Raw genomic sequence first — 26,061 nt, forward strand, 5'->3', positions numbered from 1 at the left:
GCGCGAGCCCGGAATCCATCAGGCAGCAGGTAACAGTGGAGAAACGGATTCCGGGCTCGCGCTGCGCATCGCCCGGAATGACGGCAGTGGGCGTGGCGGAACCGGAGTGAATTGACCCCGGCCCTGATCGAATGGGCTACGAAGCTGCCGCACAGCCCTGCGGCAGCGTTACGCCCCCAAGATTCCGGACCGCTGGGGCATCTATTGCGCTGTGTCAAACGATTGCCCGCCGGCCCGGCTAGAGTCGCCTCCGGACTTCCGGAGGTATCATCTTGAACAGTGCCCCTGACCTGACCATGGATGACGGCGCGGTCCGCTCGCTCCATCCGCGTGGCGCGTGGACGGTTGCCAATGTCGAGATTCTGGAGCGGCTGTGCGCAGGCATCCAGCCGCGGCTTGCGCAGGGCATCCGCAAGATCGACCTGAGCGGGATCACCGCGCTGGACACCGTGGGCGCCTGGCTGATCGAGAAACTGGCGCGCGGCGGAACGACGCAAGCGAGCGAAGCCGAGATAACCGGCCTTTCCGCCAGCTATTCCGGATTGATCGGCGAAGTTCGGAAATTGAACCGCAGGCCGCCGGCCCCTGCGCGCCGCACCAACGCGCTCGCCGACCTGCTCGAGCGGGTCGGACGCGGCATCATTGCCGAGACCATCGTCTTTCTCGACATGCTCGGCAGTGTCGGCATCGCGCTGTTCCGCACGCTGCGCCATCCGCGATCGTTTCGCTTCACCTCCACCGTCTATCAACTCGGCCAGGTCGGCTGGCGTGCGATCCCGATCATGGTGCTGATCACGTTCCTGATCGGTGCCATCATCGCCCAGCAGGGCATTTTCCATTTCCGCAAGTTCGGCGCCGATTCCTACGTCGTCGACATGGTCGGCATCCTGGTGCTGCGCGAGCTCGGCGTCCTGATCGTCGCGATCATGGTGGCCGGACGTTCCGGCAGCGCCTACACCGCCGAGATCGGCTCGATGAAGATGCGCGAGGAGATCGATGCGCTCACGACCATGGGCCTCGATCCGGTCGAGGTGCTGATCCTGCCGCGCGTGCTGGCGCTGGTGATCGCGCTGCCGATCCTCACCTTCTTGGGCTCGATGGCTGCGCTCTATGGCGGCGGGCTCGTCACCTGGCTCTATGGCGGCATGGGCCCGGCGATCTTCATCGCGCGGCTGCATGAGGCGGTCTCGATCAACAGTTTCGAGGTCGGCATGATCAAGGCGCCGTTCATGGCGCTGGTCATCGGCCTGATCGCGGCGAGCGAAGGGCTTCGCGTCAAGGGCAGCGCGGAATCGCTCGGGCAGCAGACGACGTCCTCCGTCGTCAAGTCGATCTTCCTGGTCATCGTGCTCGACGGCCTGTTCGCCGTGTTCTTCGCCTCGATCGGAATGTAGCCGTGACCGAAGAACGTATCGCCATCCACGTGCAGGATCTTGTCGTCGGCTTCGGCCGCAAGATCGTGCTCGATCATCTCAATCTCGATGTCCGTCAGGGCGAAATCCTGGGCCTCGTCGGCGCGTCCGGCGGCGGCAAATCCGTGCTGATGCGCACGATCATCGGATTGCTGCCGAAACGCGGCGGCATCATCGAGCTTGCCGAAAACGGCGGCAGGAGCGGCGTGTTGTTCCAGCAGGGCGCGCTGTTCTCGGCGCTGAACGCGCGGCAGAACGTGCAATTCCCGCTGCGCGAGGCCGCGCATCTGTCGCCGTCGCTGCTGGACGAGATCGCCAATGCGAAGCTCGAGATGGTCGGCCTCACCGTCGATGATGGCGACAAGTTTCCTTCCGAACTTTCCGGCGGCATGGTCAAGCGCGTGGCGCTGGCGCGTGCGCTCGCGCTCGATCCTGCGCTCCTGTTCCTGGACGAGCCGACGTCCGGATTGGACCCGATCGCCGCCGGCGAATTCGATTCCCTGATCAAGACGCTGCAGCGGACGCTCGGCTTCACCGTATTCATGGTCACCCACGACCTCAACACGCTCTACGCGGTCTGCGACCGCGTCGCGGCGCTGGCCGACGGCAAGATCGCCGCGCTCGGTCCGCTGAAATCGGTGCTGGAATCCGACCATCCCTGGGTGCGGGCCTATTTCCATGGCGCGCGAGCGCAAATGCTTCATCTCAACGGTTAACGGAACGACATCAATGGAAACGCGCGCACCCTTTATCGTTGTCGGCGCCTTCGTCCTGGCGGCGATCGTCGCCGTGTTCGGCTTCGTCTACTGGCTCAACAACACCGGCGGCATCGGCAAGCGCGAGAGCTACCAGGTCGTGTTCAATGGTCCCGTTCCCGGCTTGCTCGTGGGCGCTGCGGTGCTGTTCAACGGCATCCGCGTCGGTGAAGTCACCTCGCTCGAATTCGTGCCCGACCGGCCGCGCGACGTCCATGCCACCATCGCCGTGCTTGAGCACACGCCGGTGCGCGCCGATACCAAAGTCGGCCTCGATTTCCAGGGCCTCACTGGCGTGCCCGTGGTGGCGCTGGAAGGCGGCGAGCGGATCGATGCCCCGCGCGTGCAAGGGCCCCTGATCGCCGAGAAAGGCGCGGGGCAGAGCATGACGCAGGCCGCGCGCGATGCGCTGCGCAAGGTCGATACGGTGCTCAGCGAAAATTCCGCAACCCTGCATGACGCGATCGGCAACATCGGCACCTTTGCGGACGGGCTGGCGCGCAACACCCCGCGCCTGGACAATATCATCGCCGGTCTCGATCGGACCATGGGCGGCGGTGGCGCCCCAGCGCGCAAGACGACTTTTGACCTCAGCCCCGCCAGCCGGTTCGATGCGCCGGTCCGCCCCTTTAAGGGAACGCTTTCCATTGCCGAGCCGACGGCGATCACTGCGTTGCAGACTCAGCGCTTCCTGTTCGCGGGCGGCGACGACAAGGATTTTGCCGACGCGCAATGGAGCGACGCCCTGCCGCAGCTCGTGCAGGCGAAACTGCTGCAGAGTTTCGAGAACTACGACATCGCCCATCCGCCGTTCCGTCCCGACGCCGCGCCGGAAGGCTCGTCCCGCCTGCTGCTCGACCTGCGCCAGTTCGAGATCGTCACAACGCCACAGCCGCACGCCGTGATCGCGCTGTCCGCCAAGCTCCTCGATGCATCGGGCCGTCTGCGCGCAGCGCGCGTCTTCCAGCAGGAAGCGCCGATCGAGACGCTCGCCCCCGCCCCGGCGGCAAAGGCCTTCAACGCCGCCTTCGATGCACTGGCGCGCGAATTGATCCCATGGACGGCGGCCCACGAAGCCGAAGCATCCAGGTAGGTCCTGCGGAGCCGACGTGACCGCTACCTGTTGCGGCAAAACAGCGGATTAGGCGGCTGTTGGTGCGGCGGGCGGCTCCCTGATCATCAGGACGTCGCATGGCAGTTCGGCCATGAGATGTTTGCCGACGCTTGCAATCAGCATTTCGGAGAGCGCGCCGCGCCCCTCGGTGCCGAGCACGACAAGGTCGATGTCCATATCGCGCACGCCTCGGCGCAGCACTTCATCCGGCGTCCCAAGTTCGATGAACGAACGTGCACGCCGCCTGATCGTCTCGCCGCATGTCATTGTCGTGAGGAAGGCCTTGTAGTCCCGCTCGACAGCCTGCTGACATTGCCGTCGATAGGCAGCGGAATCGTGGGCCAACCCGCCCATCGGTATCTCGTAGGCGTGGAATATCATGAGCGCCTGGTCGGGGAAGCAGCGGACCGCGGCCTCGAGTGCATGGCGTGATGAATCTGAAAAGTCGATCGCTGCGGCGATGCGGCCGTAAGCCCGCTGTCCCCTTTTCTTCACGATCAGGATCGGTGTGTGCGAACTGCGAAGCAGGCGATCGACCGTCGTGCCAAGGAAAAGTCGCCCGAACGGCTCATCCCTTGCAACTCCGGTGATGATGAGATCGCATCCTTTCTTTTCGGCGGTGCGCACGATCGCCTCGGCCGGGTCGCCTTCATCGATCACGATGTCGGCCATCTTCGCCAGCGGGCCGATATCGGCCAGCAACTGCTTTGCCGCCACGCTGACGGGATCGGGAGGGCGTCGCCAGGATGGAACGCTCGGATCGAAATCCGCATCCCGAAGTTTTTCGAGAACGTGCAGGATCACGAGCTTCGCCTGCCATGACTGCGACAACAGCACGGCGCGATCGAGCGCGCGGTCGCAGCGGGGGCTAAGATCGGTGGCGAGCAGAATTGATCTCGGCGGTTCTTTGGTCGCGCTTGCTTCGCTCATGTGACGCTACCTTTCAGCCATACGGCCGCTTCGATCGTCTGGGTTCCGGCGCGAGACCGCAACGATCTTGGCTGCGACATTTCGTTCACCCGCATTCTGCAGCGCCGATCGCGTCGTGTCGATTGACATGGATCATCCCGACAAGCGCGGTTCCCGGTACCAGGAAACGTCGTCGCAACGTATCATTGCAGCATGCACAGAAAATCCTCCGATTTGACGATGCACGAGGCACACCGGCAGACGGCGGCGGAGACGGTGGCCGCCCTTCATACCGATGCCGAGCGGGGCCTGAGCAGTGCGGAGGCCGCCCAGCGCCTCGCGCGCGATGGCCGAAACGAATTGGACACAGTGCCACCGCGTCCCGAATGGCTGAAATTCCTCGATCAGTTCACCGACGTGCTGGTGCTCCTGTTGATCGCGGCGGCAGTGATCTCGATCGCGATCTGGCTGAATGAGCACGAAACCGCGCTGCCCTACGAGGCCATCGCGATCCTTGCCATCGTGCTGCTCAACGCGCTCATGGGCTACATTCAGGAGGCCCGGGCGGAGCGCGCCGCAGCCGCGTTGCGTGAGATGTCCGCCGCGCACGCCAACGTAGTCCGCGATGGCGAGCGGCGCAACATCCCGGCGGCGCAGCTGGTGCCGGGCGATATCATCGTCATCGCGGAAGGCGACACCATTCCGGCCGACGCCCGGCTGATCGTGTCAGCCGCGCTGCAGACGGCCGAAGCCGCGCTCACCGGCGAAAGCCTCCCGGTGAGCAAGCTCGTCGCGCCTGTGGCAGGAGAGGCTGAGCTCGGCGACCGGCACAACATGATCTTCAGCGGAACCACTGCGGTCTATGGGCATGCCCGCGCGGTGGTCACCGCCACGGGGATGCGGACCCAGATGGGCCGGATCGCCGGCATGCTGCGGGAGGCGCCGCAGGAGACTACGCCGCTGCAGCGCGAGCTCGCGCGCGTCGGCAAGGTGCTTGCGATCACGGTCGTGCTGATTGCAGTGGCCATGATCGGCACGATCTTTCTCGTCAGCGACATCAACGGCTTCTCCGAGATTTTCGCGGTGCTGCTGCTCGGCGTGGCGCTGGCCGTCGCCGCGGTTCCGGAAGGGTTGCCGGCGGTGGTCACCGCCGTGCTGTCCATCGGCATGCAGCGGATGGCGAAGAAGAATGCCATCATCCGCCGTCTCGCCGCCGTGGAAGCGCTCGGTTCGGCGACCGTCATCGCATCCGACAAGACCGGCACCTTGACCAGGAACGAGATGACGGTGCGCCGGGTCGTGACGGCGAGCGGCTGCATCAATCTCTCCGGCACCGGCTACGCACCGGAGGGCGACGTGCATCTGGTCGGCGATGCGTCGGACAATGGCGCGCTGCAGTTCGAGCTCGAGCGCACGCTGACGGCGGCCGAACGCGCCAACAACGCGCTGCTGGAGGAACGTGATGGCGCCTGGATCGTGCAGGGCGATCCGACCGAAGGCGCATTGATCGTGGCCGCATGCAAGGCAGGCCTGCTCCCTGCCGCGCTCGATCAGCGCTTCGAGCGGATCGGCGAGATTCCGTTCTCGTCCGAGCGCAAATTGATGAGCACGGTGCATACCGATGCGGAGCGGCGCGACCGCCTGATCGCGGTGACCAAGGGCGCGCCCGATGTCCTGCTCGCGCGCTGCACCCACGAACTCGTCGGACGAGATGCGGTCGCACTCACCGACGCGCGCAAGGCCGAGATCATGGCGAGCAATGATGCGCTGGCCGAGGAAGCGTTGCGGACGCTTGGGGTTGCGTTCCGCTCGCTGCCGGCAGAAAGGTCGCAGCATGATGCATTCGATGAGAACGTGGAGCAGGACCTCGTCTTTCTCGGCCTGATCGGCATGATCGATCCGCCGCGCCGGGAAGCGCGCGATGCGGTTGCACGGAGCCGGGCGGCAGGCATCCGCCCCATCATGATCACCGGCGATCATCCCAAGACCGCGGCGATTATCGCCGCCGAACTCGGCATCATCACGTCAGGCCAGCGCGCGGTGTCCGGCGCCGAGTTGGAGGCCATGACGGAGCAAGAACTCGACCGCATTGTGGAGGAGGTCTCGGTCTATGCCCGCGTCAATCCCAGTCACAAGCTGCGCATCGTGCGGGCGCTGCAGCGGGCAGGGGAAACCGTGGCGATGACCGGGGACGGCGTCAACGATGCCCCGGCGCTGAAGGCGGCCGACATTGGTGTCGCCATGGGGGTTACGGGCACCGACGTCTCCAAGGAGGCGGCCGACATGGTCCTTGCCGACGACAATTTTGCCACCATCGTCGCCGCGGTCGAGGAGGGGCGCGCGATCTTCGACAACATCCGGAAATTCCTGCGCTACCTGCTGTCGTCGAATATCGGCGAGGTCTTGACGATGTTCTTCGGCGTCGTGCTGGCCGATACAATCGGACTTTCCGCCGCCAGCGGTGTCGTCGTGCTTCCGCTCTTGGCGACGCAAATCCTCTGGATCAACCTTGTGACCGACGGCGCGCCCGCACTCGCCGTCGCCGTCGACCCGGCGGACCCGGCCATCATGCAGCGCCCGCCGCGCCCGCGCGATGAGGGCGTCATGACGCTGACGATGTGGGGCGGGATTTTCCTGGTCGGGATCATCATGGCGGTTGGCACATTGCTGGTGCTGGACGCCTCGCTTCCGGGCGGCCTGATCGAAGGTTCAGGCACGATTGCCTATGGGCGCACCATGGCCTTCACGACGCTGGTGCTGTTCCAGCTTTTCAACGTCTTCAACGCCCGCTCCGACGAGCTCAGCGCATTCCATGGCCTCTTCACCAATGGCTGGCTCTGGGCGGCAGTCGCGCTTTCGCTCCTGCTGCACGCGCTGGTTGTCTACGTGCCCTTCCTCCAGGAGGCGTTCTCGACCGTCAGCCTGAGCGCCGGCGACTGGCTGTTCTGCGCGGCGGTTGCAAGCTCGGTGCTGTGGCTGCGCGAACTGAGCAAGCTCGCGATCCGCGGGTTCGGCGGCCGTTCGAGCCGCCATTTGGCGCCCCGATGACCGGCAAACACGCAATGTAGCCGCAATCCAGCGGCTCTATGGAACCAGGTCAACTTGAATTGCCTGGGTCAGGGTGGTGCGAATACTTCTGGTTGAGGACGAAGACGAGATGGCGTCGGCCTTGTCTGCGGTCCTGAAAAGCTACGACATGCTGGCCGACCGAGTGACCTCGCTGATGGAGGCCGCGGAAATCATGGTGGCGGGCGCCTATGACGCGATCCTGCTCGACCGCAACCTGCCTGATGGCGACGGCATCAGCCTGATCCCGAAGCTCCGCGCCAAGGCGATCCCGACCCCCGTCATCGTGCTGACGGCGCGGGGCGAATTGTCGGACCGCGTCACCGGCCTCGACACCGGCGCCGACGACTATCTGGCCAAGCCGTTCGCGGCCGAGGAATTGCTGGCGCGGCTGCGGGCGGTGTGGCGGCGGTCCGCCGACCTGCAGCCCGATATCGTCAGGCTCGGGCGGCTGAGCTTCAACCTGAACCATTGCGAGGCCGAGGTCGACGGCCGCCTCCTGGAATTGCCGCGCCGCGAACTGCTGGTGCTGCAAACCCTGATGCGGCGGATGGGGCGCACGGTCGTGCGCTCGTCGCTCGAGGCTGCCGTCTATTCGCTCGACGAAGAGGTGCAGTCGAATGCGCTGGACACGCATGTCTCGCGCCTGCGCCGCAAGCTCACCGAGGCCGGCGCCGGCGTCGAGATCCACGGCATCCGCGGCGTCGGCTATCTCCTGCGAGCGGCATCATGAAGTCGATGAACACGGCGTCGCTGCGCTCGCGCCTGATCCGCCGGCTGATCCCGCTGCACGCGGTGCTGCTCGTCGCTTTTGTTGTTTTGCTCATTGCAACTCTGTGGGCGTCCGGTTGCGTATATCGGCGCGACGATGGGCGCGGCATCGATGTGCTGCGCGACGCGGTAACGCGCAGCACTGACGGAACGCTTGTCCTGCGCGAGACCCCGGCGCTGAAGGAGCTGCGCGGCGATACGCGGAATTTGTGGTTCGTGATCCACGACAAGTCCGGCCATTCGCTCTCCGAGGGAGACGTGCCGCCGGAGTTTGCCCGTCTCGGCGGCGGGCTCGGCGATATCGACGGCGAAATTCGCAGTTGGGATCGCGCCAGTGACGATTCGCGTCATATCAGCGGACAGATGAAAGTGGTCGAGACCGCAGCAGGCCCGGTGCAGATCATCGTCACCAGCGAGATCAGGATCTCGGATGCGCAGTCGCTGCTGCAGATCACGCTGGCTTTCTTCGGGCTGATGTTGCCCGGCTTTGCCCTGATGGCGCTGACGACGCTGGTGGCGACCCCGCTCGTGGTGCGCAACGCGCTCGCGGGTCTTGACGAAGCCGCGCATCAGGCCGGCGAGATCGATATCGACAAGCGCGGCGCCCGGCTGCCGGTTGGCGCCGTCCCCACCGAGATCGCGCCGCTGGTGAGCGCCGTCAATGACGCCTTGGGACGGCTCGATGAAGGCTATGAACGGCATCGACGCTTCCTCGCCGATGCCGCGCACGAATTACGAACGCCGATCGCGATCCTCACCACGCGCCTGGAAGGCCTGCCGCAAAGCGCCGAGAAGGCGCGCCTGATCGAGGACGTCTCGCGGCTTGCGACGCTGACCGAGCAGTTGCTCGATCTGCAGCGGCTCGAGCAGCGGCTGGCGCAATCGTCCGCCATCGATCTTGCAGGTCTCTGCGCACAGGTGATCGCCGATCTCGCGCCGCTCGCGATCGCGGCCGGCTATGAGATCTCATTGCAGCATGAGGGTGCGCGGATCGACGTGTGGGGCGATCGGGGCGCGCTCGAACGTGCCGTCGTCAATCTGGTGCAGAATGCGATCCAGCATGGCGGTCATCGCGGCGCCATCGTCGTTGCCGTCAGCGCACCGGCGACGGTCGAAATCCGCGACCAGGGCCCCGGCATTCCGGCTTCAGAGCGCGAGCGCATCTTCGAGCCGTTCCACCGCCTGCAGCCGCGGCACCGCGGCGCGGGCCTCGGCCTCAACCTCGTGCGCGAGATCATCCATCTGCATCGCGGCGAGGTGAGCGTCACCGAACGAAGCGGCCACGGCGCCTGCTTCCGCATCTCCCTCCCACCGATCGCGCTCCCCGCCTTGGCCGTGAGTTGAGAGCCAGTAGCCCGGGTGAAGCGAAGCGCAGCCCGGGATATCTCTATCAAAATCGACGACCGGTCCCGGGTGACACTGACGCTCCACCCGGGCTACGGCACCGAAGGTTTCGCTCGGCGCCGGAGCTAATTTACTCGGGCTTCGCCACGCCCACCGCCGTCATTACGGGACGATGCGCAGCATCGGGCTACGATGTGCAATTGCACATCATAGCTCGCGCTGCGCGCGCCCCGGAATGACAACCGGTTATTGCTGAGGTCGAGAGCGGCCCCCGGGGTTACGGCACCTTTCGTGTGGCCGCACCATCTCCTCACAACACGCAATGCTGTCGCAATGCCGCGCGTCGATGATGCGCGCGTCTTGATCCGAATCGCATCTGGGGCTTGCGGCGCGGCGCCGGGACACTGTGCTTATTATTGCAAGGTCATGGACTCATGTCTCACGATGCCACATCGTTTTTTCTCTCCTGGCTGTTCAACCCGCGCCGGGTCGGCGCGGTCGCCCCGTCCGGCAACGCGCTTGCCGAATTGATCACCCGCGAGATCACGCCGTCATCCGGCCCGATCATCGAGCTCGGCGCCGGCACTGGCGTCTTCACCTACAAGCTGCTGCAGAAGGGAATCAGGCAGCAGGATCTCACCATCGTCGAATACGGATCCGAATTCGTCCAGATCCTGCAATTGCGCTTTCCCGGGGCGCGCGTGCTGTGGATGGACGCGGCGCGGCTCGGCACGGTGAAGCTCGCCGATGACGGCTCGGTCGGCGCGGTCGTGAGCGGCTTGCCGTTGCTGACGATGTCGCCGCGCAAGGTGCTGTCGATCGTAAGCGGCGCGTTTCGCTATGTGCGTCCGAACGGCGCGTTCTATCAGTTCACCTACGGACCGAGGGCGCCGATCCCGCGGCCGATCCTCGATCGGCTCGGGCTGAAGGCCACGCTGGTCGGGCGCACCATGAGCAACCTGCCGCCGGCCTCCGTCTATCGGCTGGTGCGGCGCGCGCCGTCCCGCTTCTCCACGCTGCGTCCCGGCGCGATCGAGGATCAGTCGCAGCTTGACAATCTCGAACTGCGACCGCGATTGGCAGTCGTTCCTACGGTGCTGGAGCCGAGCTAAGCCGTCACGCCGCGCGGATATTGGCGAGGAAGCCGTCGACCTTGCCTCGCAGCATCTCGGCCTGCTTGTTGAGCTCTTCCGCCGAATCCAGCACCTTGCCGGCGGCCGTACCGGTCTCACCCGCGGCGCGGGTGACGCCGCCGATATTGCTGGAGACCGCGCTGGTGCCGTGCGCGGCTTGTTGCACGTTGCGGGCGATCTCTTTGGTGGCCGAGCCCTGCTGCTCGACCGCCGCCGCGATCACGGTGGTGATCTCGTTGATCCCGCCGATCGTGCCGCCGATGCCTTCGATCGCGTGTACCGCGTCCGTCGTCGCGCCCTGCATCGCCGCGACCTGCGCGGAGATCTCCTCGGTTGCCTTCGCGGTCTGGCTCGCCAGCGACTTGACCTCGCTCGCCACCACAGCAAAGCCGCGCCCGGCCTCGCCGGCCCGCGCCGCCTCGATGGTGGCGTTCAGCGCCAAGAGGTTGGTCTGGCTCGCGATATCGCTGATGAGCTTGATCACGTCGCCAATCTTCTGCGCCGCCGCCGAGAGGCCTTGCACCGTCACATTGGTGCGGTTGGCCTCCTCCACCGCCTGCTGCGCGACGCGGGTCGATTCCGCGACCTGGCGTCCGATCTCGGAGACCGAGGACGACAATTCTTCCGTCGCCGCGGCCACGGTCTGCACGTTGGCGGAGGCCTGCTCGGCGACGGCGGAAACCGTCGTCGCCTGGCGGCTCGCTTCCGAGGCCGCGCCCGACATGCTGTTCGAGGTCGTGCGCAGACCGGCCGCGGCGCCCGCCAGCGCATCGAGCGAACTGCGGACGCTGTTCTCGAACTCGTCGGCCATCTTGCCGAGCAGGCTGATCCGCTCGGCTTCGGCCTGCTTCTTGAGCTCGTCCTGTTCGCCGCGCAGCCGCGCTGCATCGATCATGTTGTTCTTGAACACCTGGACCGACTGCGCCATCGCGCCGACTTCGTCGCGGCGCTCCTGCGCGGGTATCACGGTGTCGGTCGCGCCGTCGGCGATCTTGCGCATGGCGGCGGTCATGCCGGTGATCGGGCCGACGATGCTGCGTCCGATCAGGAAGCACATGCCGGCAACGAGCAGCAGCGCGACGGCGAGGATCGACCCGATCCAGCGCGCCTCCGACCAGAAGATCGCATCGATGTCGTCGAGATAGACGCCACCGGCGATGGCCCAGCCATAGGGTTTGAATTCGGTCGCATAGGAGATCTTCGGCACCGCCTCGCCACCGGCTACGCGTGTAAAGCGGTACTGCACGAAGCCGCCGCCCTGGGGAGCCATTTCGACCTGCCGGCGGGTGTAGAACACGCCGTCGGAATCAGCCGTATCCATCAGGTTCTTGCCGTCGACCTTCGGATTCGGATGCGACTCGACGACGCCCTGCTTGCCCAGGGCATAGAAATAGTCGTCCTTGCCGAAGCGCAGCGTGCGCAGCAGCGCCTTGCTTCGTTCGAGGACCTGCGCGTCGGAAAGGCCGGCCTTCCTGGCGGCCTCGTAGTCCTGCTCCACCGTCTGCTTGGCGAGTAGGACCAGATCCTGCAGCTTGGCCTTGCGATCCTCGAGCAGATTGTTCTTCAGCGCCTGCAGGCCGACAAAGGCCACGGCGACAATGCCGAGCACTGAAACTCCGACCATGATCATCAGCTTGGAGGAAATCCTGAGATTGCCGAGCATCGCACACCTTTTCTGGAGCTTCCGGCGGCTTCGGCCGCCGATGGTTCCGAAAGGATTAATGCGAATTGGTGAAATTGCCCCTAATGGACGCGACCGCAGGACCTTCCGGCTGCAGTCGATCACCTCTTCAAACAGAGCAAATCCGCGTCGAAACGTCACGCCTTTCGCGGCGAGCACAATGCGGGACCGTAGAGCGCGACGAAGCCGATGAAGGCGATCGCCCAGGCGGCGCCGGCCACCGTCAGCAGCGGGATCATGTGCGCCGGCTCGAGCGAGGCGCAGATGCGTGCGAGTGCGGCGATAACGATCGCGGCATAGATCACCTGTGTCCCCGCGGAAGCCTGCAGCGCGCGGCCGGTATGGCCGAGGGTGGCGCGGGTCATCACCGCAAGCGTCATCCCGCCGATGGCGCCGCCGGTCCAGGCATGGATGCCGGCGCCCACCGGAACGAGGTCGATCGCGGCCAGTCCGGTCAGGATGAAGCCCACCGGTATGAAGGCGTAGGCCAGGTGCAGGATCAGCACCAGGCGGTCGGACAGGGTCCGGTATCCGGCCCAGCGCCCAAGCCGGATCAGATGGAAGGCGCCGGCGGGCAATAGCAGCGCCGCGGTCAACGCGCCCAGCGGCATCGCCACCCAGGCCAGCAGCGCGATGCCGCCTGCCGCGACCGCGATGCTGTCGAAGCCGCCGAACGGAGTCGGCATCTGGCCGGCGGATTGGCGCGCGAGCCAGTTGCGCGTGAAGCTCGGAATGATGCGACCGCCGATCAGCGTGACCAGCATGATCACCAGCGCGATCGCAAACCGCGTCGAATAATCGGCGAGCCCGTTGAGATGTGCCTCGATGTGGAAGGCCAGATTGGCGAGCGAGAGCAGCGAAACGATCGCCACGACCGGGAGGTTGCTCCATTTGCGTCCCGCCACGATCTCGCGCGCGGCCGCCGTCGCGAGCAGCGTGAGGAACGCGACATCGATCACAGCGGTAGCAGCCCATCCGATCGATGCCGAGAGGAAGATCGCGATCCGGCCGGCGATCCAGGTCGAGACCAGCGCTGCCAGCGAATTGCCCTGCAGCGGCAACCGCCCGGTCCAGTTCGGCACGGCAGTCAACAGGAAGCCGCCGATCACGGCGCTGACATAGCCGAACAGCATCTCATGCACATGCCAGTCGCGCGGCGAGAACGCCGTGGTCAGGGCCAGATGACCTTCATACACCGGCAGCCAGATCAGGATCATCGCGCCGGCATAGGCCGAGCTGAGCAGAAAGAACGGCCGGAAGCCGTAGGAGAGCACGGCCGGCCCCTGATACTGGCGCAATCTTGGGATCGACATGGCTGCCATCCGCTCGTGTACTTGTTGCTACTTTCCCGCCTCGGCGGGGGTATATTGAGTCTTAGCGTTCCGAGGTCCTGCGCGATTTGCGTCAGGACAACGTTCCGGAGGAATGTGGGCAACGGCCTCCGGTTCCATCTCGCATGCGCTGCTTCGCCTGGGGAAGCAGGCTGGCCGCCGGATCGAGACCGGCATCGAGATCGATTTTCCGATCAGCCGCCAGGACGTCGCCGAGATGACCGGCACCACGCTGCACACGGTCAGCCGCATCTCGAGCGCATGGGAGCAGCAGGGCCTCGTCGAAGGCGGCCGCCAGCGCATCGGGCTGCGTGATCCGCACAAACTGTTCGCACTGGCCGAAGGCCGCATTCCCTCCGCAAGGTCCGGTGGCTGACGGACGCCGGCCGCAGGGGACGCACCGCACCTGTATGATCGGCTGCGTGGCGATCCCATAACCGAGGGTTGTGTCGTAGTAACTCTACCCGCAAATTGCGGGTTCCGTCTCGTGGTCCCGTCCGTTGCTATCGTCAACCGGCCGGTGTGTCGGGCGGATTGGTCGGTCCGCCCGGCATCTAGAGCATGATCCGGAAAAGTGAAGCCGTTTTCCGAAAAGATCATGCTCAAACAAAGAGATGAGATCATGATTCGATTCCGTCCAATCGAATCATGATCTAGTGGTCCGCTACTCCGCCGGCTTGCTGAGATTCGGCGCGACCACGGTCGGATCCAATCCGAGCAGCAGGGCACGCTCTTTTCGCTCTTCGGCCAGAAAGCCCAGTTCGCGCTCAAGCGAACGGGCCACCGCTTCCTGGGCCGATTTGCGACGTTTGCTGTTTTCGTGAAGTCTTGGCGGTTGGGTAGTCACACAAGGTCCCCGTGTCATGAATCTGTCATGGGGTGATCGCATGGACGATTCAGTCGCCCCAAATCAAATACTTTTTAGTGGCTAAGTTTGCGCACCGTCCTAATACCGACAAAGTATTCATGCAGCGAGATGAGTGTTCGGCATGCACGCGCGCCCATTCGGCCGGATGAGATGATGAAGAACAGAAGTCCGAACGCTGCCCCCTACATCCTGACCGCCTTGGCGCTCGCCGCTGCGATCTGGACCGCACTGGGCTCGCCGCACAGCGAACGGCCCGTCACGAAGCAAGTGGCCCACAGCAGCGTGGCGCCGTGAGGCTGCGTAGCGGCCGCTGATTCCTGATCGTGTAAAGCAGCGTCCTCAGCACATTGATTCGTGTAGCCGGGCGCCGCCTCAACCACCACTCTTCGTCATTCCGGGGCGCGCCTCTTGGCGCGAGCCCGCAATCCATCGGACGGCAGGCGCGAGGGCGAAATGGATTCTCTGATGTGCAATTGCACATCATAGCTCATCGCTTCGCGACGCCCCGGAATGACGATGTGGCTGCTTTCGGTGCGACAAATCAACCCGACGGGCAAATCAGCTAAAGTCTGTCCAGCCCTGCAGCGAAAAACATTCCGCTTTCGCCGTCGGGCAAATCAGTGATTTAACTCCGCGCGTCTCACGGCGAATGAGGGGCGGCTCGCGATCGTCACGAACGTTGCGGTGAGATGCGGTGGACGCAGGTATTGCGAGAGACGAACGCAACACCGGCGGACGGTGAAGTCGTGTGGTTCTGGCGCCCCGACGCTGGCGCTAAGCTTCTAACGAAGTGACGGTGGCAAGAAAGCCCGGTCACCGGGAAGAGCACGAAGTAAGCCGTAACACCATCGCGCAGGGAAAGCCGGAATGCTTCGGTTGAACCTGTGGTCCTACCCCCGTGCTTTTTGTTGCACGGGACCCACGGGTGCAACCAGCACCCGGCTTTCCCTGCGCCCTCTGCTGATTGAGAGGGTGGAAAGTGAGGCAAGCCTCGGGCGAACAGCGCCGCGAGAATGCGGACGCACATCTCTCCCCAACTCCGCCGTCATGCCCCGCGCAGGCGGGGCATCCAGTATCCGGCGCCCTCAACTTAAGCTCAGCCGTCTCTGGAATACTGGATCGTCCGCCGGAGCCTGTCATCGGTCGGCCATTCGGCCGACCCGGTGGCGGACGATGACAGCGGAGAGCTGTTTGAAAGTTGAATCAGAACCTCTCCCCACATCGTCCCGGGCTTGCACCCGACATGGTCGACCGGGTGCTGTCCTCGGTGAAACGTTGAAGGGCCCGCGCCGATCGCCTATCTCTGCTAAAGCCACCGATTTCAAGGATCCCGAATGACCGCATCGCAACGCAACCTTTCCGCCGCAATCGATCCCGAAAAGCTCGACCGTCTCGCCGAAGTCGCCATCAAGGTCGGGCTCGGATTGCAGCCGGGGCAGGACCTGCTCCTGACTGCGCCGTCGTCGGCGCTGCCGCTGGTGCGGCGGCTCGCGGTGCATGCCTACAAGGCCGGCGCCGGCCTGGTCACGCCGATCCTCTCCGACGAAGAGGTCACGCTGGCGCGCTATCGGCATGGCCATAACGAAGGCTTCGATCGCGCGGCGAACTGGCTCTATGAGGGCATGGCAAAGGCGTTCTCCGCCAACACCGCGCGGCTGGCGGTGGTCGGCGACAACCCAATGCTGCTGTCGGGCGAGGACCCGACCAAGGTTGCGCGCGCCAGCAAGGCCAATTCGGTCGCCTATCAGCCAGCGCTGGAAAAGATCGTCAATTTCGAGGTCAATTGGAACATCATCGCCTATCCCAGCGCATCCTGGGCCAAGCAGGTTTTTCCTGACGATCCCTTGGAGACCGCGGTGGGGAAGCTGGCGGACGCGATCTTTGCGGCGTCCCGCGTCGACCAGGACGGTGCGGTCGCCGCCTGGGAGAAGCACAATGCAGTCTTGCGCGAGCGAACCCAATGGCTGAACGGCCAGCGCTTCCACGCGCTGCACTATACGGGACCGGGGACCGATCTCACGATCGGGCTCGCCGACGGCCATGAATGGGAAGGCGGCGCGTCGGTTGCCAAGAACGGCGTCACCTGCAACGCCAACATCCCGACGGAAGAGGTTTTCACCACCCCGCATTGCCGCCGCGTCAGCGGTCACGTCGTGAGCTCGAAGCCGCTGTCCTATCAGGGCACCCTGATCGACAATATCCAGGTCAGGTTCGAGGAAGGGCGGATCGTCGAAGCCAGGGCCTCGTGCGGCGAAGAAGTCTTGAAAAAGGTGCTCGACACCGACGAGGGCGCGCGCCGCCTCGGCGAGGTCGCGCTGGTGCCGCACTCCTCGCCAATCTCCAAGGGCGGACTGCTGTTCTTCAACACGCTGTTCGACGAGAACGCCGCCTCGCATATCGCACTCGGCCAGTGCTATTCGAAATGCTTCATCGACGGCGACAAGCTGACCCCGCAGCAGATCGCAGCGCAAGGCGGCAATCAGAGCCTGATCCATATCGACTGGATGATCGGCTCCAGCCAGACCGACATCGATGGCGTCAGGACCGACGGCAGCCGCGTGCCCGTGTTCCGCAAGGGCGAGTGGGCCTGAGTGAGTATTCTCCCTAGACGCCGTCGAGGATGATCACCGTCGGCGTCGATGGCAGCGTGTCGCGCGAAATCCGCAAGCTCCGCTCGCTGCGCTGGTCGATCTCGAACTGCTGGCCGATCAGGCGCATGAATTCGTCGAGCGGGGTCGCGAAGCGATGCATCGGCAACACCACGGCGGCGCGCAGTCGCTTGGTGATTTCGGAGACGCCGGCGAGCGACATGGTGTAGGTGCCGTCGATCGGCACCATCACGATATCGAGCCGGCCGATCGCCGCGAAATGGCTCTCGTCGAGCTTGTGGTGCAAATGGCCGAGATGGCCGATGCAGAGGCCGGCGACCTCGAAGATGAAGATCGAGTTGCCGTCCTTGATCATCTCGCCGCCGGAGTCCTCGCCATAGGTGCGGCGGATGTCGGTGGTGACATTGCGGACGAAGACATCGCCGATCCGCATCGCATAATGGGCGGGCTGACCGTTCTCGCCCCAGCCTTGCAGCACATGCGGGATCTTCGGATCGGGGAACAGCGTGTAATGCGTGCTGTGCGCCCGGTTCATGGTGACGACATCGGGCAGGCGGCCAGTGCGGTAGGCGCCATTGTAGTCGGTCGCGATCCGGATGCCGCCGGGCGTATCGATGTAATAGGTGGAGTGCCCGGCATAGGTGATCGCGACCTCGTCGGCCTTGGCGACGCGGCGCAGGCTGACCGGCGTGGCGCGCGGCGGCATATTGGCCATCGCCAGGCATTCGCTGCGCTGGGCATCCTGCCCATGGGCCGCGATGCTGAGGAAGCCGAGCAGGGCAAAGGCAGCGAGGATCGATCGCAACATGGGCAAGGTCCGTCGGCGGTGACGTCCTCGCTACTCTACCGTCGAAACCGGCTGCCGTCATGCCGGCTTGGTCGCATCGCCCCGCGTCACATTTGCAACGCGCGCATGAACAGAGGCCGACGCTCATTCCCGCCGCGGGCTGATCTTCCAGGTCGTGGCGAGCACTACCAGCGTCATGGCGCCGGTGATGACGGCCGCGATCGGCATGGCCAGCGCGAGCGCCGATGTCGCCGCCCAGCCGATCGAGCAGAAGGCTTCCGCGAAAGTGGCGACGCGCGAGGAGGTCTGGCGGCGGCGAAACTGGCTGCGCTTGGCCTGCACGCGGAACCAGAGCTGGATCGTGGCGGCCGATATCGTGGCGATGGTCACGCCGAGCGCGGTGACGGCCGCCTGCAGCACCGAGGCGAACGCCAGTGCGATGACGAACGGCGCGACCACCAGCGCGATCGAAAGCAGCACCACCTCGATCTTGGCGCGGATCACCTGGGACGGCGACAGCGGCGCGGTTGCCACCAGGTCGGCCGCGTCTTCGCCCGATATCGTCAGCCAGGCGAGGCCGCCGGCAAGCTGGCCCGCCGCCATCACGATAACGGGCGTGATCAGCGTCAGGCCGGCGGAGCCATCGGCAAAGCTCCGCCACAGCATCAGCGCCGGCGGTGCCAGGTAGAGCAGTTGCATCAGGCTCTGCGACAGCAGCCAGGGATCGCGCCGCAGCAGCACGAACTCCTTCCAGCGCAGCGCCCGTTGGCGCGAGCCGCGCTGGAATGTTCGCACCTTGGCCGTTCGGCTGGTCATCGCCGGGTTCGCCGAGATGCCGATGATGGTATCGGCAAAGCGCGGCGAGAATGCCGCGATCACGACGCCGAGCAGCATCAGGCTGAAGACGAGCAGGAGCGAGAGCGCCTCGCCGTCGCCGAGCATGGCGCGGGCCGGCCACCACAGCATGCTGCCGGCATCAGGCGCGAAGCCAGCCATGGTATCGGAGGTCAGGACGGCGAAACGCGAGAGTGTGCCGTAAGAGAGGATCGCGGCGATCTGCAGCGCGATCACGAAACCGGCGCCGATGATCGCGGCCAGCACCTGCGCTACCAGGCGGGTGCGGCGCGGGCCGATCAGGTGGAACAGCGCCACCGTGAGGGCGGTGGCGACCGCCGCGGCCGAAAGGCCGATCGCGATGACGACGCCGAACGCGGCGAGCCAGCGCGGTCCGCCGCTCACCACCAGCACATCGACGAAGGGCGTCGAGAACAACAGCGCCATGCCGGTGACTTGCAGTGCTATGGCGGCAATGCGGACCGAGAAGATATTGGTGAGCCGGACCGGCGAGGACATGATCAAATCGAGGTCGGCGCGGGCGTAAAATACCCGCGTCACCGATTCGACCGCCTGCGAGAGGATCAGCGCCCAGGCGAGGAAGACCGTCGACGACATCACGATCAGCGCGGACTTGTCGAGCGGCAGCGTCAGGTCGGCAAAACGGCCGACCACCGCATAGGCCGGCAAATGCAGGATGGCGGCGAAAATGACGAGGCCGATCACCGCGCGTTTGCGGCGGCCCTGTCGGCCGGTCATCATCGCCAGCCATTCGCGCCAGGCGAGGCGGATTTCGTGCCGGGCGAACCAGGTGAGGTCGGTCGCCGAACTCATGCGGCGGCCGCCTCGGTCTCGACCAGGGCGATAAAGGCGTCTTCGAGGCTGGTGTCGTTGCGGCCGTTGCGCTGGCGCAGTTCCGCGAGCGTGCCTTCGGCCACGAGCCTGCCCTTGGCGATGACGCCGATGCGGTCGGCCATGCGCTCGGCGACTTCAAGGATGTGCGTGGTCATGATCACGGTGGAGCCGCTGCGCACGCGCTCCTGCAACAGGCCCTTGACGTGGCGGGCGGAGAGCGCGTCGAGGCCGGTCAACGGCTCGTCGAGGATGATCAGGCGCGGATCGTGGACCAGCGCGCCGGCGAGCGCCACCTTCTGGCGCATGCCTTTGGAGAATCCCTCGCAGCGCTCGTGCAGATGCGGCTCGAGCCCGAGCGAGACGAGGAGGTCCTGGGCTGAGCGTTCGGAAAGGCGGGGATCGATGCCCCAGAGGCCGGCGACGAATTCGAGATATTCGAGGGGGGTGAGCTTGTCGTAGATCATCGGCTCATCCGACACCCAGGCCAGGATCTGCTTGGCGGCGACCGGATCGGACAGGGCATCGACGCCGAAGATCGATACCGAGCCGGCGTCGGGCTTGAGCAGGCCGGCGACCATCCGTAGCGTCGTGGTCTTGCCGGCGCCGTTTGGCCCGAGCAGCGCGTAGAACTCGCCGGGGCGCACGGTGAGATCGAGCGCGTCGACCGCCGGCCGGTCGAAACGCTTGGTTAACCCTCGCACTCCGAGTGCTGGCGCATCTGATGGCATGATGTGGGGACGGTCCAGGTTGATGGCTGGTTGCGGACCATGGGCCGAAAAGCGTTTCGGCGCGGTGAATCGCAGGCCGCAAAACGCGGGCAATGCGCGGGAACATTCGGCTGCGGCATTTCTGCGCAATTATGCCAGACGGCAGGCGCAGCGCTTTGTTGACTCTGGTTCCTGCTTTGCGCTCAAATCGCCGCCGGACATAGACAGCTTCCAGCGCTCCCGAAAAGAGGGGGCGGAAGCGGGATGCAACGAGCGGTCGCCAAGAATTGCCGTGCATCGGGGAGGGAAGGCGATGCTGGACTTTGTTCAGCAGCTCGTGAGCGGCGTTGCGCTTGGCTGCGTCTACGGCCTGATCGCGCTCGGCTTCGTGCTCGTCTACAAGGCAACCGAGGTCGTCAATTTCGCCCAGGGCGACCTGATGATGCTGGGCGGCTTCTTCGCCTTCACCTTCATCGGCATGCTCGGCCTCAATTACTGGATCGGCTTTGCCGGCGCGGTGGCGGCGATGGCGCTGTTCGGCATGCTGGCGGAGCGGGTGGTGGTGCGGCCGATCCTCGGCTATCCGCAGTTCTCCGTCATCATGGCGACCATCGGGCTCGGCTATTTCCTGCGCTCGGTCGCCGGCATCATCTGGGGGACAGACGACTTCAAGATCGAGACGCCGTTCAGCCAGGGCGTCCTGCGCATCGGCAGCCTCGTGCTGGCCTACGACAAGCTGTCGGTGATCGCGGCGACGATCATCCTGTGTGCGCTGCTCTATCTGTTCTTCAACCGCACCACGCTTGGCACCGCGATGCGGGCGAGCTCGGAGAACATGCTGGCCGCCTATTACATGGGCATCCCGGTCAAGCGCGTGGTTTCGATCGTTTGGGCGATCTCGGCGGCGGTCGCCACCTGCGCCGGCGTGCTGCTGGCGCCGATTACGTTCATTCACTCCAATGTCGGCCTGGTGCTCGGATTGAAGGCGTTTCCGGCCGCCGTCCTCGGCGGCTTCGGATCGATCCCTGGCGCTGTGGTCGGCGGCGTGCTGATCGGTGTGATCGAGAGCATGGCCGGCTTCTATCTGCCCCAAGGCTGGAAGGACGTCGCACCCTATATCGTGCTGCTCGCGGTGCTGCTGCTGAAGCCCGAAGGCCTGTTCGGCCTTCACGTGCGCAAGAAGGTTTGAGCAGCATGCGGTTCCTGTTCAAGACCGACTACGAAGACGACATCAAACTGTTCCCGCATTCGGGTTACATCTTCTCCTATGGCCTGTTGCTGGCGTTGCTCTTGATCGCGCCGCACGTGTTCTCGAGCTATCTGATGAGCCAGCTCGTCTTCGTCTGCATTTATGCGACCGTCGGCGTGGGGCTGTTGATCCTGACCGGCTTCACCGGGCAAGCCTCGCTTGGGCACGCGGCGTTTCTCGCGATCGGCGCCTACACCGCTGCCTATCTGCAGCAGTACAACGTGCCCTTTACGGTCTATTTCCTGGCCGCCGGGCTGCTCACCGGCGTGGTCGGCGCGTTCGTCGGATTTCCGGCGCTGCGGCTGCAGGGCATCTATCTCGTCATTGCGACCATCTCCTTTGCCTTCATCGTCGAGGAGATCCTGGCGCGCTGGGAGAGCGTGACCCATGGCAATGAGGGCATGCGGGTCAAGACACTCTATCTCTTGGGCACCGCAGTGCCGCGCGACGGGCCGACCTTCTATTATCTCTGCCTTGCGGTGCTGGTGCTAACTATCGTCGGCTCGCTGAACCTTTTGCGCTCGCCGACCGGCCGTGCCTTCGTCGCGATCCGCGACAGCGAGACGGCGGCGCGCAGCATGGGCATCAACGTCTCGCTCTACAAGGTGAAGTCTTTTGCCATCAGCGCCGCCATCACCGGCTTTGCCGGCGTGCTGTTCGCGCACAAGCTCTCGTTCATCAGCCCGGAGATGTTCACGCTGCAGCTCTCGATCGAGTTCATCATCGTGATTCTGATCGGCGGCACCTTCAGCCTGCACGGCGCGGTGCTGGGCGCGATCTTCCTTGTCATGATCGATCCGTTCCTGACCTATCTGAAAGACGACATGCCCGGCGTGATCGCAGGCCTTGCTGCGACGCTTGGCGCCGGCCAGGAGCGCGCCGCGCATATCCAGAACTCAGTCGCCGCGTTTGCCTCCGCCAATGGCCTGAAGGGCGCGATCTACGGCATCATCATCGTGCTGTTCGTGCTGTTCGAACCGCTCGGTCTTTACGGCCGTTGGCTCAAGATCAAGCTCTTCTTCCAGCTCTTCCCGCTCTACAAGCGCGCCACCTTCAAGCGGCAGAAGATCTATGTGAAGTCGGAGCGGAACCGATGAGCTATTTCCGCGCCGAGAATCTCTCGCTTCACTTCGGCGGCCTCAAGGCGGTCGATGCCGTGAGCTTCGCTGTCGAGAAGGGCGAGATACTCTCGATCATCGGGCCGAACGGCGCAGGAAAAAGCTCGATCTTCAACCTGATCTCGCGCATCTATCCGCCGACCTCGGGAAAGATCTTCTTCGAGGATCAGGACATCACCGAGCAGCCGGCCTACGACATCGCCAAGCTCGGCATCGCCCGCACCTTCCAGAACATCGAACTGTTCGAGAATGCGACGGTGCTTTCCAATCTGCTGGTCGGCCGTCATCGCCACTCCACCACGCAGCTCTGGCAGGAGCTATTGTTCCTGCCGAGCGTGCGCGCCAGCGAGAAGGTGCATCGCCGCCGCGTCGAACAGGTGATCGAATTCCTCGATCTCGAGCCCTATCGCGACAAGCTGATCTCCGGATTGCCGTACGGCGTGCGCAAGGTGATCGAACTCGCTCGCGCGCTGTGTTCGGAGCCGAAGCTGATCCTGCTGGACGAGCCATCGTCGGGACTGAACGTGGAGGAAACCGACGACATGTCGTTCTGGATCCGCGACATGAGATCCGAACTCGGCATCACCGTGCTGATGGTCGAGCACGACATGACATTGGTGAACCGTGTCTCCGATCGCGTCATCGCGCTGAACTACGGCCGGGTGCTGGCGATGGGTTCGCCTGCGGACGTGCAGCAGCATCCCGACGTCGTCGCGGCCTATCTCGGAGCATGACGCCATGATCGCCGCCGTCACGCCCGAGACCATCCTGAAGCTCAGCAATATCGAGAGCTATTACGGGCCGATCATGGCCATCCGCGGCATCAGCCTGGAAGTGCCCCGCGGCAGGATCGTCACGCTGCTAGGGGCGAATGGTGCCGGCAAGACCACGGTGCTGAAGACGATTTCCGGCATCCTCGATCCGCAGAAGGGCTCGATCGAATTCTTGGGGAGGCCGATCCAGCGCATGGAGGCCGACAAGATCGTGCGGCTGGGTTTGAGCCACGTGCCGGAAGGGCGGGAGGTGTTTCCGTTCCTGTCGGTGCGCGAGAACCTGATGATGGGCGCCTATCCGCGCACGGATCGCGACGGCGTCGCCGACGATCTGGAGCGCGTCTACAGCTATTTCCCGCGGCTGAAAGAGCGCATTGATCAGCCGGCTGGCCAGCTCTCTGGCGGCGAGCAGCAGATGCTTGCGATCGGGCGGGCATTGATGAACCGGCCGACGCTGCTGCTGCTCGATGAGCCATCGCTCGGGCTGTCGCCGATCCTGGTGAAGGAGATCTTCACCATCATCCGGCGGGTCAACGAAGAGCAGGGCATGTCGATCCTCCTGGTCGAACAGAACGCCAAGGTCGCGCTGGAGACGGCGCACTACGGCTATGTGCTGGAGATCGGCCGCATCGTGATGAACGATACCTGCGAGCGGTTGATGCATTCAAAGGATATCCAGGAGTTCTATCTCGGCGCCAAGGAGGCGGGTGCGCGGGGGGAGCGACGCTGGAAAAAGAAGAAAACATGGCGTTGAGAGGGACTTGGCGGTAAATTGAAGGCCTGTCGCGGAAAGATCGGCGCAAAAGCCGGCGGTCGCGACAGGCGAGGAGAGGAGGGAACGGGCATGGCCGGACCGGCGGTGCTGACGGTCGCCGACACGATCGCGAGGAGTTTTCTGCTGGCGGTGGAGACGCGAGGCGACAGGCCCGCGATCCGCGAGAAGAAATTCGGCATCTGGCAGCCGACAAGCTGGCGCGAGTGGCTGCAGATCTCCAAGGACATCGCCTACGGCTTGCATGCCATCGGCTTCCGCCCCGGCGATGTCGCCTCGATCATCGCGAACGCAGTGCCGGAATGGGTCTATGCCGATATGGGCATCCTCTGCGCCGGCGGCGTCTCGTCCGGCATTTATCCGACGGACTCGCCGGTCCAGGTCGAATATCTCATCAATGATTCCCGCACCCGCGTGGTCTTCGCGGAAGACGAGGAGCAACTCGACAAGCTGCTCGCCTGCCGCTCGCGCTGCCTGACACTGGAGCGAATCGTCGTCTTCGACATGGAAGGCCTGAGCGGCTTCTCCGATCCCATGGTGATGTCGCTTGCCGAATTCGCCGCGCTTGGCCGCAATCATGCGCAGGACAATGAGGCGCTGTGGGACGAGATGATCGGAAGCCGGACCAGCGGAGATCTTGCGATCCTCGTCTACACCTCCGGCACCACAGGCCCGCCGAAGGGCGCGATGCACGCCAACCGCAGCGTGACGCATCAGATGCGCCACGCCAATGACCTCTACCCGTCGACCGATCACGAGGAGCGGCTGGTGTTCCTGCCGCTGTGTCACGTCGCCGAGCGCGTCGGCGGCTACTACGTCTCGGTCGCGCTCGGATCGGTGATGAATTTCGCCGAAAGCCCCGAAACCGTGCCGGACAATCTGCGCGAAGTGCAACCGACCGCCTTCCTCGCCGTGCCCAGGGTGTGGGAGAAAATGTACTCCGGCATTACCATCGCGCTGAAGGATGCGACCCCGTTACAGAACTGGGTCTACCGCCGCGCGATGGCAGTCGGCTATTGCATGACCGATTATCGGCTCGAAGGCGAAGAGCCGCCGCTGCCGCTACGCTTTGCCAACCGACTGGCCTATTGGCTGGTGTTCCGCAACATCCGCCGCATGCTCGGGCTCGACCGCTGCCGGATAGCGCTCACCGGCGCCGCGCCGATCGCGCCCGACCTGATCCGCTGGTATCTCGCGCTCGGCATCGACATGCGCGAGGTCTATGGCCAGACCGAGAATTGCGGCGTTGCCACCATCATGCCGACCGAGCGCATCAAGCTCGGCTCAGTCGGCAAGGCCGCGCCCTGGGGCGAGGTGATGACCTGCCCCAAGGGCGAGATCCTGATCCGCGGCGACTTCCTGTTCATGGGTTATCTCAACCAGCCCGAGAAGACCGCCGAGACTATCGACGTCAGGGGCTGGCTGCATACCGGCGATCTCGGCACGATCGACAACGAAGGCTACGTCAAGATCATCGACCGGATGAAGGACATCATCATCACCTCCGGCGGCAAGAACGTCACGCCGTCGGAAATCGAAAACCAGCTCAAATTCTCGCCCTATGTCTCGGACGCGGTGGTGATCGGCGACAAGCGGCCCTACCTCACCTGCCTCGTGATGATCGACCAGGAGAATGTCGAGAAATACGCCCAGGATCACGACATCCCCTTCACCAATTACGCGAGCCTATGCCGCGCGCGGGAGATTCAGGACCTGATCCACCGCGAGATCGAGGCCGTGAATGCCAATTTCGCCCGCGTGGAGACCATCAAGAAATTCTATCTGATCGAGCGCCAGCTCACGCCCGAGGATGAGGAATTGACGCCGACAATGAAGCTGAAGCGCAGCTTCGTGAACAAACGCTATGCCGCCGAGATCGAGGCGATGTACGGCGAGCGCGCGGTCGCATAGGCACGGCTTATTACTCCCTCTCCCCGTTCTTACGGGGAGAGGGTTGGGGTGAGGGGCTCTAT

Annotated in this window: 21 protein-coding genes and 1 pseudogene; 15 read left to right on the forward strand and 7 right to left on the reverse strand. The window is 64.5% G+C overall.

Translation table 11 applies throughout. The features are described from left to right. The first annotated feature begins 272 nt into the window (after window positions 1-272). From AC5ZG1_RS16715 to AC5ZG1_RS16725, 3 genes are read left to right on the forward strand one after another with little or no spacing between them, the layout of a single operon-like run. The gene (locus AC5ZG1_RS16715) at window positions 273-1,394 is read left to right on the forward strand and encodes an MlaE family ABC transporter permease (protein ID WP_496133516.1); all 1,122 of its coding nucleotides are present in this window, start codon (window positions 273-275) and stop codon (window positions 1,392-1,394) included. 2 nt (window positions 1,395-1,396) lie between these two features. Further along, the gene (locus AC5ZG1_RS16720) at window positions 1,397-2,128 is read left to right on the forward strand and encodes an ABC transporter ATP-binding protein (RefSeq protein WP_496133517.1); all 732 of its coding nucleotides are present in this window, start codon (window positions 1,397-1,399) and stop codon (window positions 2,126-2,128) included. A 13-nt stretch (window positions 2,129-2,141) separates the two neighbouring features. Beyond that, window positions 2,142-3,260, forward strand: coding sequence for an ABC-type transport auxiliary lipoprotein family protein (locus tag AC5ZG1_RS16725; protein ID WP_496133518.1), 1,119 nt, complete (start codon window positions 2,142-2,144; stop codon window positions 3,258-3,260). A gap of 48 nt (window positions 3,261-3,308) precedes the next feature. Here AC5ZG1_RS16725 and AC5ZG1_RS16730 read toward each other — a convergent pair whose 3' ends face one another. After that, window positions 3,309-4,211, reverse strand: coding sequence for a universal stress protein (locus tag AC5ZG1_RS16730; protein ID WP_496133519.1), 903 nt, complete (start codon window positions 4,209-4,211; stop codon window positions 3,309-3,311). Window positions 4,212-4,430: 219 nt separating this feature from the next. Here AC5ZG1_RS16730 and AC5ZG1_RS16735 point away from each other — a divergent pair, with 219 nt between their 5' ends. The 4 genes from AC5ZG1_RS16735 (at window position 4,431) to AC5ZG1_RS16750 (ending at window position 10,483) form a co-directional block, all read left to right on the forward strand. Then, the gene (locus AC5ZG1_RS16735) at window positions 4,431-7,238 is read left to right on the forward strand and encodes a cation-translocating P-type ATPase (RefSeq protein ID WP_496133520.1); all 2,808 of its coding nucleotides are present in this window, start codon (window positions 4,431-4,433) and stop codon (window positions 7,236-7,238) included. A gap of 76 nt (window positions 7,239-7,314) precedes the next feature. After that, window positions 7,315-7,989, forward strand: a complete 675-nt coding sequence (locus AC5ZG1_RS16740) for a response regulator transcription factor (protein WP_456642855.1) — start codon at window positions 7,315-7,317, stop codon at window positions 7,987-7,989. Further along, window positions 7,986-9,371: a sensor histidine kinase gene (locus AC5ZG1_RS16745; RefSeq protein WP_496133521.1), complete on the forward strand. Its 1,386-nt coding sequence runs from the start codon at window positions 7,986-7,988 to the stop codon at window positions 9,369-9,371. The genes AC5ZG1_RS16740 and AC5ZG1_RS16745 overlap by 4 nt, the downstream gene beginning before the upstream one ends. A gap of 434 nt (window positions 9,372-9,805) precedes the next feature. Continuing rightward, the gene (locus tag AC5ZG1_RS16750) at window positions 9,806-10,483 is read left to right on the forward strand and encodes a class I SAM-dependent methyltransferase (RefSeq protein WP_208828169.1); all 678 of its coding nucleotides are present in this window, start codon (window positions 9,806-9,808) and stop codon (window positions 10,481-10,483) included. A 4-nt stretch (window positions 10,484-10,487) separates the two neighbouring features. Here the strand turns inward: AC5ZG1_RS16750 and AC5ZG1_RS16755 are convergent, their stop codons facing one another. Both AC5ZG1_RS16755 and AC5ZG1_RS16760 read right to left on the reverse strand, forming a co-directional pair. Then, window positions 10,488-12,167 carry a methyl-accepting chemotaxis protein gene (locus tag AC5ZG1_RS16755; RefSeq protein ID WP_456642856.1) on the reverse strand — a complete coding sequence of 560 codons (1,680 nt, stop codon included), beginning with the start codon at window positions 12,165-12,167 and terminating at the stop codon, window positions 10,488-10,490. 155 nt (window positions 12,168-12,322) lie between these two features. Continuing rightward, entirely contained in the window at window positions 12,323-13,498 is a 1,176-nt protein-coding gene (locus AC5ZG1_RS16760; RefSeq protein ID WP_496133522.1) for an NnrS family protein, read from the reverse strand. 136 nt (window positions 13,499-13,634) lie between these two features. On the opposite strand from AC5ZG1_RS16760, the pseudogene AC5ZG1_RS16765 reads away from it, so the two are divergent. Beyond that, a pseudogene (locus AC5ZG1_RS16765) lies at window positions 13,635-13,892 on the forward strand (helix-turn-helix domain-containing protein); the annotation flags it as partial. Between the two features lie 288 nt (window positions 13,893-14,180). Here AC5ZG1_RS16765 and AC5ZG1_RS16770 read toward each other — a convergent pair. Further along, window positions 14,181-14,381: a hypothetical protein gene (locus AC5ZG1_RS16770; RefSeq protein ID WP_210385126.1), complete on the reverse strand. Its 201-nt coding sequence runs from the start codon at window positions 14,379-14,381 to the stop codon at window positions 14,181-14,183. 156 nt (window positions 14,382-14,537) lie between these two features. Here AC5ZG1_RS16770 and AC5ZG1_RS16775 point away from each other — a divergent pair, with 156 nt between their 5' ends. Together AC5ZG1_RS16775 and AC5ZG1_RS16780 are read left to right on the forward strand one after the other, a co-directional pair. Next, entirely contained in the window at window positions 14,538-14,678 is a 141-nt protein-coding gene (locus AC5ZG1_RS16775) for a hypothetical protein (RefSeq protein ID WP_155255498.1), read from the forward strand. A 1,040-nt stretch (window positions 14,679-15,718) separates the two neighbouring features. After that, window positions 15,719-16,975 (forward strand): aminopeptidase, encoded by a 1,257-nt coding sequence (locus AC5ZG1_RS16780; RefSeq protein WP_496133523.1) that lies wholly within the window; start codon window positions 15,719-15,721, stop codon window positions 16,973-16,975. Window positions 16,976-16,988: 13 nt separating this feature from the next. Here the strand turns inward: AC5ZG1_RS16780 and AC5ZG1_RS16785 are convergent, their stop codons facing one another. From AC5ZG1_RS16785 to AC5ZG1_RS16795, 3 genes are all read right to left on the reverse strand, one after another. After that, window positions 16,989-17,801, reverse strand: coding sequence for an MBL fold metallo-hydrolase (locus AC5ZG1_RS16785; protein ID WP_496133524.1), 813 nt, complete (start codon window positions 17,799-17,801; stop codon window positions 16,989-16,991). Between the two features lie 123 nt (window positions 17,802-17,924). After that, the gene (locus AC5ZG1_RS16790; protein WP_496133525.1) at window positions 17,925-19,448 is read right to left on the reverse strand and encodes a permease; all 1,524 of its coding nucleotides are present in this window, start codon (window positions 19,446-19,448) and stop codon (window positions 17,925-17,927) included. Further along, window positions 19,445-20,197 carry an ABC transporter ATP-binding protein gene (locus tag AC5ZG1_RS16795; RefSeq protein WP_496133526.1) on the reverse strand — a complete coding sequence of 251 codons (753 nt, stop codon included), beginning with the start codon at window positions 20,195-20,197 and terminating at the stop codon, window positions 19,445-19,447. The genes AC5ZG1_RS16790 and AC5ZG1_RS16795 overlap by 4 nt, the downstream gene beginning before the upstream one ends. 292 nt (window positions 20,198-20,489) lie before the next feature. On the opposite strand from AC5ZG1_RS16795, the gene AC5ZG1_RS16800 reads away from it, so the two are divergent. The 5 genes from AC5ZG1_RS16800 to AC5ZG1_RS16820 all read left to right on the forward strand — a co-directional run bounded on the left by AC5ZG1_RS16800 (window position 20,490) and on the right by AC5ZG1_RS16820 (window position 25,999). After that, entirely contained in the window at window positions 20,490-21,365 is an 876-nt protein-coding gene (locus AC5ZG1_RS16800) for a branched-chain amino acid ABC transporter permease (RefSeq protein WP_130225835.1), read from the forward strand. 5 nt (window positions 21,366-21,370) lie between these two features. Then, window positions 21,371-22,522: a branched-chain amino acid ABC transporter permease gene (locus tag AC5ZG1_RS16805; protein WP_496133527.1), complete on the forward strand. Its 1,152-nt coding sequence runs from the start codon at window positions 21,371-21,373 to the stop codon at window positions 22,520-22,522. Further along, on the forward strand, window positions 22,519-23,277 hold the full coding sequence (locus AC5ZG1_RS16810; RefSeq protein ID WP_028167787.1) for an ABC transporter ATP-binding protein: 759 nt from the start codon (window positions 22,519-22,521) through the stop codon (window positions 23,275-23,277). The genes AC5ZG1_RS16805 and AC5ZG1_RS16810 overlap by 4 nt, the downstream gene beginning before the upstream one ends. Window positions 23,278-23,281: 4 nt before the next feature. Continuing rightward, complete coding sequence (locus AC5ZG1_RS16815) at window positions 23,282-24,070, forward strand: ABC transporter ATP-binding protein (RefSeq protein ID WP_456642864.1); 789 nt, start codon at window positions 23,282-23,284, stop codon at window positions 24,068-24,070. A 90-nt stretch (window positions 24,071-24,160) separates the two neighbouring features. Next, complete coding sequence (locus tag AC5ZG1_RS16820; protein ID WP_456642865.1) at window positions 24,161-25,999, forward strand: AMP-dependent synthetase/ligase; 1,839 nt, start codon at window positions 24,161-24,163, stop codon at window positions 25,997-25,999. Window positions 26,000-26,061: the final 62 nt, after the last annotated feature.

The organism is Bradyrhizobium sp. Leo78 (assembly GCF_059512425.1).

What these genes read in the sequence shown, in the direction of transcription:
- AC5ZG1_RS16735 (WP_496133520.1), top strand. Translation starts at nt 4,431, where the DNA reads ATGCACGAGGCACACCGGCAGACGGCGGCGGAGACGGTGGCCGCCCTT.
- AC5ZG1_RS16750 (WP_208828169.1), top strand. Translation starts at nt 9,806, where the DNA reads ATGTCTCACGATGCCACATCGTTTTTTCTCTCCTGGCTGTTCAACCCG.
- AC5ZG1_RS16745 (WP_496133521.1), top strand. Translation starts at nt 7,986, where the DNA reads ATGAAGTCGATGAACACGGCGTCGCTGCGCTCGCGCCTGATCCGCCGG.
- AC5ZG1_RS16805 (WP_496133527.1), top strand. Translation starts at nt 21,371, where the DNA reads ATGCGGTTCCTGTTCAAGACCGACTACGAAGACGACATCAAACTGTTC.
- AC5ZG1_RS16820 (WP_456642865.1), top strand. Translation starts at nt 24,161, where the DNA reads ATGGCCGGACCGGCGGTGCTGACGGTCGCCGACACGATCGCGAGGAGT.
- AC5ZG1_RS16800 (WP_130225835.1), top strand. Translation starts at nt 20,490, where the DNA reads ATGCTGGACTTTGTTCAGCAGCTCGTGAGCGGCGTTGCGCTTGGCTGC.
- AC5ZG1_RS16795 (WP_496133526.1), bottom strand. Translation starts at nt 20,197, where the DNA reads ATGCCATCAGATGCGCCAGCACTCGGAGTGCGAGGGTTAACCAAGCGT.
- AC5ZG1_RS16760 (WP_496133522.1), bottom strand. Translation starts at nt 13,498, where the DNA reads ATGTCGATCCCAAGATTGCGCCAGTATCAGGGGCCGGCCGTGCTCTCC.
- AC5ZG1_RS16790 (WP_496133525.1), bottom strand. Translation starts at nt 19,448, where the DNA reads ATGAGTTCGGCGACCGACCTCACCTGGTTCGCCCGGCACGAAATCCGC.
- AC5ZG1_RS16780 (WP_496133523.1), top strand. Translation starts at nt 15,719, where the DNA reads ATGACCGCATCGCAACGCAACCTTTCCGCCGCAATCGATCCCGAAAAG.
- AC5ZG1_RS16815 (WP_456642864.1), top strand. Translation starts at nt 23,282, where the DNA reads ATGATCGCCGCCGTCACGCCCGAGACCATCCTGAAGCTCAGCAATATC.
- AC5ZG1_RS16785 (WP_496133524.1), bottom strand. Translation starts at nt 17,801, where the DNA reads ATGTTGCGATCGATCCTCGCTGCCTTTGCCCTGCTCGGCTTCCTCAGC.
- AC5ZG1_RS16755 (WP_456642856.1), bottom strand. Translation starts at nt 12,167, where the DNA reads ATGCTCGGCAATCTCAGGATTTCCTCCAAGCTGATGATCATGGTCGGA.
- AC5ZG1_RS16810 (WP_028167787.1), top strand. Translation starts at nt 22,519, where the DNA reads ATGAGCTATTTCCGCGCCGAGAATCTCTCGCTTCACTTCGGCGGCCTC.
- AC5ZG1_RS16730 (WP_496133519.1), bottom strand. Translation starts at nt 4,211, where the DNA reads ATGAGCGAAGCAAGCGCGACCAAAGAACCGCCGAGATCAATTCTGCTC.
- AC5ZG1_RS16770 (WP_210385126.1), bottom strand. Translation starts at nt 14,381, where the DNA reads ATGACACGGGGACCTTGTGTGACTACCCAACCGCCAAGACTTCACGAA.
- AC5ZG1_RS16725 (WP_496133518.1), top strand. Translation starts at nt 2,142, where the DNA reads ATGGAAACGCGCGCACCCTTTATCGTTGTCGGCGCCTTCGTCCTGGCG.
- AC5ZG1_RS16775 (WP_155255498.1), top strand. Translation starts at nt 14,538, where the DNA reads ATGAAGAACAGAAGTCCGAACGCTGCCCCCTACATCCTGACCGCCTTG.